The organism is Streptomyces rhizoryzae (assembly GCF_023155275.1).
Classification (GTDB): Bacteria; Actinomycetota; Actinomycetes; order Streptomycetales; family Streptomycetaceae; genus Streptomyces; species Streptomyces rhizoryzae.
In genome coordinates this window covers 60,903-70,166 of the sequence record NZ_JALMUV010000044.1, presented here as the reverse complement: position 1 = coordinate 70,166, position 9,264 = coordinate 60,903, and the positions used below count along the sequence as shown (strand labels likewise).

Annotated in this window: 10 protein-coding genes; 4 read left to right on the top strand and 6 right to left on the bottom strand. The window is 73.9% G+C overall.

The window, feature by feature from the left end; translation table 11 throughout:
* Window positions 1-244 precede the first annotated feature (244 nt).
* On the top strand, window positions 245-1,036 hold the full coding sequence (locus tag MUU72_RS28255; RefSeq protein ID WP_248016241.1) for an HAD family acid phosphatase: 792 nt from the start codon (window positions 245-247) through the stop codon (window positions 1,034-1,036).
* Between the two features lie 50 nt (window positions 1,037-1,086).
* On the opposite strand, the gene MUU72_RS28250 is transcribed toward MUU72_RS28255, so the two are convergent.
* The gene (locus MUU72_RS28250; protein WP_248016240.1) at window positions 1,087-1,992 is read right to left on the bottom strand and encodes a ribonuclease Z; all 906 of its coding nucleotides are present in this window, start codon (window positions 1,990-1,992) and stop codon (window positions 1,087-1,089) included.
* Between the two features lie 6 nt (window positions 1,993-1,998).
* Window positions 1,999-2,358: a histidine triad nucleotide-binding protein gene (locus MUU72_RS28245; RefSeq protein ID WP_248016239.1), complete on the bottom strand. Its 360-nt coding sequence runs from the start codon at window positions 2,356-2,358 to the stop codon at window positions 1,999-2,001.
* Between the two features lie 201 nt (window positions 2,359-2,559).
* On the opposite strand from MUU72_RS28245, the gene MUU72_RS28240 reads away from it, so the two are divergent.
* Window positions 2,560-2,991 (top strand): OsmC family protein, encoded by a 432-nt coding sequence (locus MUU72_RS28240; protein ID WP_248016238.1) that lies wholly within the window; start codon window positions 2,560-2,562, stop codon window positions 2,989-2,991.
* Between the two features lie 101 nt (window positions 2,992-3,092).
* Here the strand turns inward: MUU72_RS28240 and MUU72_RS28235 are convergent, their stop codons facing one another.
* From MUU72_RS28235 to hrcA, 4 genes are all read right to left on the bottom strand, one after another.
* Window positions 3,093-3,836 (bottom strand): 16S rRNA (uracil(1498)-N(3))-methyltransferase, encoded by a 744-nt coding sequence (locus MUU72_RS28235; RefSeq protein WP_248016237.1) that lies wholly within the window; start codon window positions 3,834-3,836, stop codon window positions 3,093-3,095.
* Window positions 3,833-4,933: a nitronate monooxygenase gene (locus MUU72_RS28230; RefSeq protein ID WP_248016236.1), complete on the bottom strand. Its 1,101-nt coding sequence runs from the start codon at window positions 4,931-4,933 to the stop codon at window positions 3,833-3,835. The genes MUU72_RS28235 and MUU72_RS28230 overlap by 4 nt, the downstream gene beginning before the upstream one ends.
* 141 nt (window positions 4,934-5,074) lie before the next feature.
* Window positions 5,075-6,211, bottom strand: a complete 1,137-nt coding sequence (gene dnaJ, locus MUU72_RS28225) for a molecular chaperone DnaJ (RefSeq protein ID WP_248016235.1) — start codon at window positions 6,209-6,211, stop codon at window positions 5,075-5,077.
* On the bottom strand, window positions 6,212-7,228 hold the full coding sequence (gene hrcA, locus MUU72_RS28220; RefSeq protein ID WP_248016234.1) for a heat-inducible transcriptional repressor HrcA: 1,017 nt from the start codon (window positions 7,226-7,228) through the stop codon (window positions 6,212-6,214).
* A 263-nt stretch (window positions 7,229-7,491) separates the two neighbouring features.
* On the opposite strand from hrcA, the gene MUU72_RS28215 reads away from it, so the two are divergent.
* Together MUU72_RS28215 and MUU72_RS28210 are read left to right on the top strand one after the other, a co-directional pair.
* Window positions 7,492-8,241 carry an MBL fold metallo-hydrolase gene (locus tag MUU72_RS28215; RefSeq protein WP_248016233.1) on the top strand — a complete coding sequence of 250 codons (750 nt, stop codon included), beginning with the start codon at window positions 7,492-7,494 and terminating at the stop codon, window positions 8,239-8,241.
* A 164-nt stretch (window positions 8,242-8,405) separates the two neighbouring features.
* A complete protein-coding gene (locus MUU72_RS28210; RefSeq protein WP_248016232.1) occupies window positions 8,406-9,239 on the top strand; it encodes a DUF3097 domain-containing protein in 834 nt (277 codons plus the stop codon).
* Window positions 9,240-9,264 lie beyond the last annotated feature (25 nt).

Sequence of the window (9,264 nt, the reverse complement as noted above, 5' to 3'; positions counted from 1 at the left end):
CGCCCGTCGCCCGTCGCCCGTCGCCCGTCGCCCGTCGCCCGTCGCCCGTCGCCCGTCGCCCGTCGCCCGTCGCCCGTCGCCCGTCGCCCGTCGCCCGTCGCCAAGGGCCGCGCCACCGCCCCCAGTTGGACAAACCCCTCGCGGGCAAGTTTACGAACCCTTTAATCTCCGCGCGTAGATACCGCCGCACCTCGTCTGTTACACCTACCCGGAACACTCCACGACCCCTGCCAAGGAGCCGCGCATGCCCCGTCCCGCCCTCTCCCGACGCGCCCGCCTGGGTGGAGCGGTGGCCGCCGCTCTCGTCGCCGGCAGCACGCTGTTCGCCGCCGGCCAGGCCACCGCCGAGCACGCCGTGCCGCGCACCGACAAGGAGATCCCCAACCTCACGCAGGTCGAGGACAAGATCAAGGCGTACTACGGCGACACGGTGACCGCCGACGGCGAGCACTACGCCTCGCCGCAGAGCAACTACGCCCGCCAGGTCCGCGGCATCGAGGCCAAGGCGCGCACCTACCTGGCCGGCGCGCTGGCCAAGAAGGGCGGGAAGGCCAAGCCCGCCATCGTCCTGGACATGGACGACACGACCCTGCTGACCTACAACTACGAGCTGAAGGTCGGCTTCAACTTCACCCCGAAGTCCCAGGACGACTACCTGGAGCACACCGACATGGCCGCGGTCTTCGGCATGAACGACCTGGTCAACTGGGCGCACTCCAAGGGCGCCGAGGTCTTCTTCCTGACCGGCCGCAAGGAGGCGCAGCGCGACTGGAGCGTGCGCAACCTCAAGAACGTCGGCTACGACGTCCCGCTGGACCGCACCCACGTCTACCTGCGGGACAAGGAGCACCCGCCGGCCTACCTGCCGTGCGGCACGACCTGTTCGACGATCGGCTTCAAGTCGGGCACCCGCAAGCACATCGAGTCGCTCGGCTACCGCGTCGTCGCCAACTTCGGCGACCAGTACAGCGACCTGGAGGGCGGCGCGGCGGCGCGCACCTTCAAGCTGCCGAACCCGATGTACTACCTGCCGTAGGGAGCCAGCGCCGGCCGCGGGCCGGGGCTCCTCCGGTGCGCCGGGGCCGCTCAGCGTCGCTTGGGCAGCGGTACCCGCATCAGGTCCCGGGCGATGGTCAGTTCGCCGGTGAAGCCGGCCGCGCGGGCCTGCCGTTCGAAGTCCGCGGGGTCGGCGTAGCGCTGCGAGAAGTGCGTCAGCACCAGGTGCCGGACCCCGGCCGCGGCGGCCACCCCGGCCGCCTGACCGGCCGTCAGATGGCCGTGCTCCTCGGCCAGGTGGCGGTCGTCGTCGAGGAACGTCGACTCGATCACCAGCATGTCCACGCCCGCCGCGAGCGCGTGCACCCCCTCGCACAGCCGGGTGTCCATGACGAACGCGAAGCTCTGGCCGGGCCGCACCTCGCTGACCTCGTCCAGGGTGACGCCGTCCAGTACGCCCTCCCGCTGGAGGCGGCCGATGTCCGGGCCGGTGATCCCGTGGGCGGCGAGCCGTTCGGGCAGCATCCGCCGGCCGTCCGGCTCGGTGAGGCGGTAGCCGTACGACTCGACGGGGTGCGAGAGCCGGCGCGCCTGGAGGACGTAGCCCCCCGCGCGGTCCAGTTCGCCGTCGGCGGCCACCGGGCGCTGGGTGATCCGGACCGTCTCGCGGTAGGCGGTGGCGTAGCGCAGCCGCTCGAAGAACCGCTCGCCGCTGGCCGGGTAGTGGGCGGTGACCGGGTGCGGCACCCGGTCGAGGTTGATCCGCTGGATCACCCCGGCCAGGCCCAGCGAGTGGTCGCCGTGGAAGTGGGTGATGCAGATCCGGTCGATGTCGTGGGCGGCGACCCCGGCCCGCAGCATCTGGCGCTGGGTGCCCTCGCCGGGGTCGAAGAGCAGCCCCTGGCCGTCCCACCGCAGCAGATAGCCGTTGTGGTTGCGGTGCCGGGTGGGGACCTGGCTGGCGGTCCCGAGGACGACCAGTTCGCGTACCGACATGGTTCGCTACCCGGGGGGCCACTGGAGGCCGCGGCCCCCGAGGACGTGCAGGTGGGCGTGGAAGACGGTCTGGCCGGCGCCGGCGCCGGTGTTGAAGACGACCCGGTAGCCGGTCTCCTCGATCTGCTCGGCGGCCGCGACCGCGCGGGACTCGCACAGTATGTCGGCGATCACCTTCGGCTCGGCGGCGGCGAGCGACGCGGCGTCGGGGTGATGGACCTTGGGGATGATCAGGACGTGCGTCGGCGCCTGGGGGTTGATGTCGCGGAAGGCGACGGTGGTCTCGGTCTCGCGGACGATCGTCGCCGGCACCTCCCCCGCCACGATCTTGCAGAACAGGCAGTCGGCCTGCGGTTCTCCCGCCACCGGTGGGCTCCTCCCGGGTCGCGCGGCATGCGCCGTACGCACCGTGCGTACGCCCTCCGGATGCTAGCCGATCACCGCCGGGCGCCCCGGGGGCCGGTCCGGGGCGGTCCGGGCGGTCCGGGCGGTCCGACGGTTCGCGGCCGGGCGGACCTAAGCTGTGCGCTCAGACCGCATCGGCCCCACAAACGGGAGTTATGCACCATGGCAACCACGCGCACCGCCGCCACCCACTGGGAAGGCAACCTCCTACAGGGCAAGGGCTCCGTCGCCCTCACCTCCTCCAACGCCGGCAGCTACGAGGTGAGCTGGCCCGCCCGCGCGGAGGAGCCGGGCGGGAAGACCAGCCCCGAGGAGCTGATCGCCGCGGCCCACTCGTCCTGCTACTCCATGGCCTTCTCGCACGGCCTGGCCGGGAAGGGCCACACCGTGGAGAGCGTCGACACCCGCGCCGACGTCACGTTCCAGCCGGGCGAGGGCATCACCGGCATCGTGCTGACGGTCAAGGCCCGGGTCCCGGGCCTGTCGGAGGAGGACTTCCGGGCCGCGGCCGAGGACGCCAAGCAGAACTGCCCGGTCAGCCAGGCGCTGGCGGGCGTCAAGAACATCACGCTGCACGCCGAACTGCTGGCCTGACGGCGCGCCGGGGCGGCCGCGGCCGCCCCGGACGACCGGCCGCCTCCGCGCCGGCCGGGCCGCCCGGTCCGGCCGGCGTCGCGCGCCCGGCCCCGGCCCGCTCAGCTCCAGCGGCCCGTGCGGCCCAGGAGGAGGGCGGTGGCCGCGGTGCCGGCCGTGGAGGTCCGCAGCACGGACGCGCCCAGGCGGTACGGCTTGGCGCCGGCCTCCGCGAAGAGCGCCAGCTCCTCCGGCGCGATCCCGCCCTCGGGGCCGACGACCAGCACGATCGAGCCGGCGGCGGGGAGTTCGGCGGTGGCGAGCGGGGTGCTGCCCTCCTCGTGGAGGACGGCGGCGAAGTCGGCGTCCGCGAGCAGGGCGGCGACCTGCTCGGTCGTCAGCGGGTCGGCGATCTGCGGGAATGTCAGGCGGCGCGACTGCTTGCCCGCCTCCCGGGCCGTGGCCCGCCACTTGGCCAGCGACTTCGCGGCCCGCTCGCCCTTCCACCGGGTCACGCAGCGCGCCGCCGGCCACGGCACGATGGCGTCCACCCCGGTCTCCGTCATGGTCTCCACGGCCAGCTCGCCGCGGTCGCCCTTGGGGAGGGCCTGGACGACGGTGAGGGTGGGCGACGGCGGTGCCTCGGTGCGCAGTCCGGTGACGGCGACGGTCAGCCGGTCCTTGCCCTCGACGGCGGCGACGGTGCCCTGGGCGCCGGTCCCGGAGCCGTCGGTCAGCACGATCTCCTCACCCACCCGCAGCCGCCGCACCGATACCGCGTGGCGCCCCTCGGGGCCGTCCAGGACCAGCGTGCCCCCGGCCCGTACGCCGGTGAGCGTCTCGACGAGGAAGACGGGCGCGGTCATCCCGCCTCCCCCGCCCCGCGGCCCGGGCCGGCGGGCGCCAACGCGGCGCGGGCGGCGTCCAGTTCGGCCGCCAGCACCGCCACCAGCTGCCCGGCGGGCAGCTCCCGCGCCAGCCGGTGCCCCTGCCCCGCCCAGAGGTTGAGGCCCTGCGCGTCGCCCGCCTTGGCGGCGGCCTTGCGGACCGGGGAGGTGAGGTAGTGCACCGCGGGGTAGGCGGCCGGGGCGTACGGGCCGTGCTCCCGCAGGAAGCGGTTCACCAGCCCGCGGGCCGGCCGCCCGGAGAACGCCCGGGTCAACTCGGTGTGCGTGTAGAGGGGGTTGGTCAGCGCCTGCTTGTGCAGCGGGGTGGCGCCGGACTCCGGGGTCGCCAGGAACGCGGTGCCCAGCTGGGCCATCGACGCCCCGGCGGCCAGCACCGCGGCGATCTGCGCGCCGCGCATCAGCCCGCCGGCGGCGATCACCGGGATCCGCACGGCCTCCCGGACCTGCCCGATCAGCGCCAGCAGCCCGAGCCCCGCGCCGGAGCCGTCGGCGTGCGGATCGTCCCGGTGGGTGCCCTGGTGGCCGCCGGCCTCCACGCCCTGCACGCACACCGCGTCCGCGCCCGCCTGCTGGGCGTCCTGCGCCTCGGCGGCGGTGGTGACGGTGACGACGGTGTACGTGCCGAGCTCGGCGAACGCGCCGAGGACCGCGCGGGTGGGGCAGCCGAAGGTGAAGGAGACCAGCGGGACCGGGTCGTCGCGGAGGATGGCGACCTTGGCCTCGTAGCCGTCGTCGCTGGGCCCGTCGATGTCGCCCAGTTCGGTGTCGTACCAGGCGGCCTCGCCGGCCAGCTGCTCGCGGTAGACCTCGACGGCGGAGGTGTCGGCCAGCGGCGGCTGCGGCATGAAGAGGTTGACGCCGAAGGGCCGGCCGGTCAGCCCGCGCAGCCGTTTGATCTCTTGGTACATGCCGTCGGCGGTCTTGTATCCGGCGGCCAGGAAGCCGAGGCCGCCGGCCTCGCAGACGGCGGCGGCCAGCTCGGGTCCCGAGCCGCCGCCCGCCATCGGGGCCTGCACGATGGGGTAGCGGCACAGATCGGTGAGCGCGGTGGGCATGCCCACATCGTGTCACGCCCGGCGCTCCGCCCCGAAACGGGGCGGGGCCGGGCCGGGGACGTCCCCGGCCCGGCCCCGCCGCCGGCGTCGCCCCCGCGTGGAAGGCGTCCGGGGGACGGGCCCCCGGGCCCCGGCCGGGCGCTACCGCCCGTTGAACGCGTCCTTCAGCCGCGAGAACAGCCCCTGCTGGCCCGGCTGGAACTGGCCCTGGGGGCGCTCCTCGCCGCGGAGCTTGGCGAGCCGGCGCAGCAGCTCCTCCTGCTCGGGCTCGAGCTTGGTGGGCGTCTGCACCTCGACGTGGACGATCAGGTCGCCGCGGCCGTTGCCGCGCAGGTGCGTCACACCGCGGCCGTGCAGCGGGATCGACTGGCCGGACTGGGTGCCGGGCCGGACGTCGACCTCCTCCATGCCGTCCAGCGTCTCCAGCGGGCACTTGGTGCCCAGCGCCGCCGCCGTCATCGGGATGGTGACCGTGCAGTGCAGATCGTCGCCGCGCCGCTGGAACACCGGGTGGGACAGCTCGTGGATCTCCACGTAGAGGTCGCCGGCCGGGCCGCCGCCGGGGCCGACCTCGCCCTCGCCGGCCAGCTGGATCCGGGTGCCGTTGTCGACACCGGCCGGGATCTTGACCGTCAGGGTGCGGCGGGAGCGGATCCGCCCGTCGCCCGCGCACTCCGGGCAGGGCGTCGGGACGACCGTGCCGAAGCCCTGGCACTGCGGGCAGGGCCGGGAGGTCATGACCTGGCCGAGGAAGGACCGGGTGACCTGCGAGACCTCACCGCGGCCGCGGCACATGTCGCAGGTCTGCGCCGAGGTGCCCGGCGCCGCGCCCTCGCCGCTGCACGTGGTGCAGACCACGGCGGTGTCGACCTGGATGTCCTTGGTCGTGCCGAACGCGGCCTCGCTCAGCTCCACGTCGAGGCGGATCATGGCGTCCTGGCCGCGCCGGGTGCGCGAACGCGGCCCGCGCTGCGAGGCGGTGCCGAAGAACGCGTCCATGATGTCGGAGAAGTTGCCGAAGCCGGCGCCGAAGCCGCCCGCGCCGCCGGCCCCGCCGGTCTGCGAGAGCGGGTCGCCGCCGAGGTCGTAGACCTGCTTCTTCTGCGGGTCCGACAGCACCTCGTAGGCGGCGTTGATCTCCTTGAACCGCTCCTGCGTCTTGGGGTCCGGATTGACGTCCGGGTGCAGCTCGCGGGCCAGCCGGCGGAAAGCCTTCTTGATCTGGTCCTGCGAGGCGTCCCGGCTGACACCGAGGACCGAGTAGTAATCCGTGGCCACTTACGACTCCGCGAGGATCTGTCCGACGTAACGTGCCACTGCGCGTACCGCTCCCATCGTTCCGGGGTAGTCCATGCGGGTCGGTCCGACCACGCCCAATTTCGCGACGGCTTCGTCGCCCGAACCGTAGCCGACGGTGACGACCGAGGTGGACGTCAGGCCCTCGTGAGCATTCTCATGCCCGATCCGTACGGTCATGCCCGAGTCCTTGGCCTCCCCCAGCAGCTTGAGCAGCACGACGTGCTCCTCAAGGGCTTCCAGCACCGGCCGGATGGTCAGGGGGAAATCATGCCCGAAGCGCGTGAGATTGGCGGTGCCGCCGATCATCAGCCGCTCTTCGGTCTCCTCCACCAGAGTCTCCAGCAACACCGACAGTACTGTCGAGACGGTGGCCCGGTCGTCCTGTTCGAAGGATTCCGGAAGATCCTGCACCAGTTGCGGCACGTCCGTGAAACGGCGGCCGACGACCCGGCTGTTGAGCCGGGCCCGCAGGTCCGCCAGGGACGTCTCGCCGAACGGCGTCTGGCAGTCGACCAGCCGCTGCTCGACCCGCCCGGTGTCGGTGATCAGCACCAGCATCAGCCGCGCCGGGGCCAGCGCCAGCAGCTCGACGTGCCGGACCGTGGACCGGGTCAGGGAGGGGTACTGCACCACGGCGACCTGCCGGGTCAGCTGCGCCAGCAGCCGCACCGTGCGCCCCACCACGTCGTCCAGGTCGACGGCGCCGTCGAGGAAGTTCTGGATCGCGCGCCGCTCGGGGACGGACAGCGGCTTGACGCCGGCGAGCTTGTCGACGAAGAGGCGGTAGCCCTTGTCGGTGGGGATCCGGCCGGCGCTGGTGTGCGGCTGGGCGATGTAGCCCTCGTCCTCCAGGGCGGCCATGTCGTTGCGGACGGTGGCCGGGGAGACGCCGAGCTTGTGCCGCTCGGTGAGGGCCTTGGAGCCGACCGGCTCCTCGGTCCCGACGTAGTCCTGGACGATGGCGCGCAGCACTTCGAGCCTGCGTTCACTGAGCATCCCGCGCACCTCCAGTCGGCCGTCCCGCCGCGTCGTCAGCTTCTCCTGGCACTCACACGGTCCGAGTGCCAGACCCAGCCAGTGTACGGCCGGGCGGCTCGGATGCGGCAAGGGCGGGCGTACCGATGACTTACCCACCGGCGCCGCGGGCGACCCCGTCCGGGCCCGCCGCCGGGCGCGTCCCGGGGTGCCGCGGGGAGCCGCCGGGCGCCGTTTCCGCCGGCTGCCGGGCAACGCTATCGCGGGGACGCTAGCTTCTCGGTATGCGCACCACGTGGGAAGAAGCGGGCTGGGAACGGCTCGGCGCCGGGGTGGCCCGCCGCCGGATGCCCGGCTGGGACGAGACGATCGGGGTGGTCGCCGGGTCCGGCGGCGTACTGCTCGTGGACACCGGTCCCACCCTCCGGGACGGCGCGGAGCTGCGGCGGACGGTCCGCGCGGTGCTCGGCCGCGATGTGACGCATATCGCGCTCACCCACCCGCACTTCGACCACGTCCTGGGGACGGCCGCCTTCGCGGGCGTGGAGGTCTTCGGGGCGGCCGGGGTGGGTGAACTCCTCCGGCACGGCAAGGACGCGCTGCGGCACGACGCGGTGCGGCACGGTGTGGACCGCGACGCCGCCGCGGACGCCACCGACCTGCTCGTCTCCCCGCACCACCACGTCCACGGCCAGCTGACCGTCCGGCTCGGCGACCGCGAGGTGCTGCTGGCCAACGTCGGCCCCGGGCACACCGCGCACGACCTGGCCGTCCTGGTGCCCGGCGGCCCCGGCGAACGGGAGGTGGTCTTCTGCGGCGACCTGGTGGAGGAGTCCGGCGAGCCCCAGGCGGGCCCCGACGCCCTGCCCCGCCGCTGGCCCGCGGCGCTGGACCGGCTGCTGGAGCTGGGCGGCGAGGACGCGGTGTACGTACCGGGCCACGGCGCGGTGGTCGACGCCCGCTTCGTCCGCGCCCAGCGCGACGCCCTGGCCGCCCGCTTCGGCACCGATCCGCCGCCGGGCGCCGGGGGCTGAACGGCGGCCGCGCCCTCGGCACCCTCCGTCCCGCACCGCCCGTCTCCACCGGCCCTTCCGCACCATCCCTTCCGCACCATCCCTTCCGCACCATCCCTCCCGCACCGTGCCTCCCGCACCGTCCCTCCCGCACCGTCCGTACCGTCCGTAAGGAAGCAGAGCGCATGCGCAGCAGGCAGTACAGTCCCGACCTCACTCCGCCCTGGAAGAAGCCGAAGCCGGTGCCCGAGGTGCCGGCCGACCCGGGGCTGGTCGTGGAGGAGGTGGCGACGGGCTACTGCGGGGCGGTCATCCGCTGCGAGAAGACCGCCGAGGGCCCGACGGTCACCCTGGAGGACCGCTTGGGCAAGCAGCGGGTGTTCCCGATGGTGCCGCGCGGCTTCCTCCTGGAGGGCCGGGCCGTGACCCTCGTGCGCCCGCGCAGCCGGCCGGAGCCGAGCGGGCCGGCGCGTACCGCCTCGGGTTCGATCGCGGTCCCCGGGGCGCGCGCCCGGGTGGCCCGGGCCGGGCGCATCTACGTGGAGGGCCGGCACGACGCCGAGTTGGTGGAGCGGGTCTGGGGCGACGACCTGCGGATCGAGGGCGTGGTCGTGGAGTACCTGGAGGGCATCGACGACCTCCCGGCGATCGTCGAGGCGTTCGCGCCCGGGCCGGACGCCCGTCTCGGCGTCCTGGTGGACCATCTCGTCCCCGGTTCGAAGGAGTCCCGGATCGCGGCGGCGGTGACCGGTGCGCACGCACTGGTCGTCGGCCACCCCTACATCGACGTCTGGCAGGCGGTGAAGCCGTCGTCGGTGGGGATCGCGGCGTGGCCGGAGGTACCGCGCGGTCAGGACTGGAAGACCGGGGTGTGCCGGGCGCTGGGCTGGCCGGAGAACACCGGGGCGGCCTGGCAGCGGATCCTGTCGCGGGTCCGGTCGTACAAGGACCTGGAGCCGGCGCTGCTGGGACGGGTCGAGGAACTGATCGACTTCGTCACGGCCCCGGAGGGCGAGTAGGCGGGAGGGGGAGGAGTAGAGGGGT

Excerpts from the sequence above, each read along its gene's own strand:
- MUU72_RS28255 (WP_248016241.1), top strand. The coding sequence starts at position 245 with ATGCCCCGTCCCGCCCTCTCCCGACGCGCCCGCCTGGGTGGAGCGGTG.
- MUU72_RS28250 (WP_248016240.1), bottom strand. The coding sequence starts at position 1,992 with ATGTCGGTACGCGAACTGGTCGTCCTCGGGACCGCCAGCCAGGTCCCC.
- MUU72_RS28240 (WP_248016238.1), top strand. The coding sequence starts at position 2,560 with ATGGCAACCACGCGCACCGCCGCCACCCACTGGGAAGGCAACCTCCTA.
- MUU72_RS28235 (WP_248016237.1), bottom strand. The coding sequence starts at position 3,836 with ATGACCGCGCCCGTCTTCCTCGTCGAGACGCTCACCGGCGTACGGGCC.
- MUU72_RS28230 (WP_248016236.1), bottom strand. The coding sequence starts at position 4,933 with ATGCCCACCGCGCTCACCGATCTGTGCCGCTACCCCATCGTGCAGGCC.
- hrcA (WP_248016234.1), bottom strand. The coding sequence starts at position 7,228 with ATGCTCAGTGAACGCAGGCTCGAAGTGCTGCGCGCCATCGTCCAGGAC.
- MUU72_RS28215 (WP_248016233.1), top strand. The coding sequence starts at position 7,492 with ATGCGCACCACGTGGGAAGAAGCGGGCTGGGAACGGCTCGGCGCCGGG.
- MUU72_RS28210 (WP_248016232.1), top strand. The coding sequence starts at position 8,406 with ATGCGCAGCAGGCAGTACAGTCCCGACCTCACTCCGCCCTGGAAGAAG.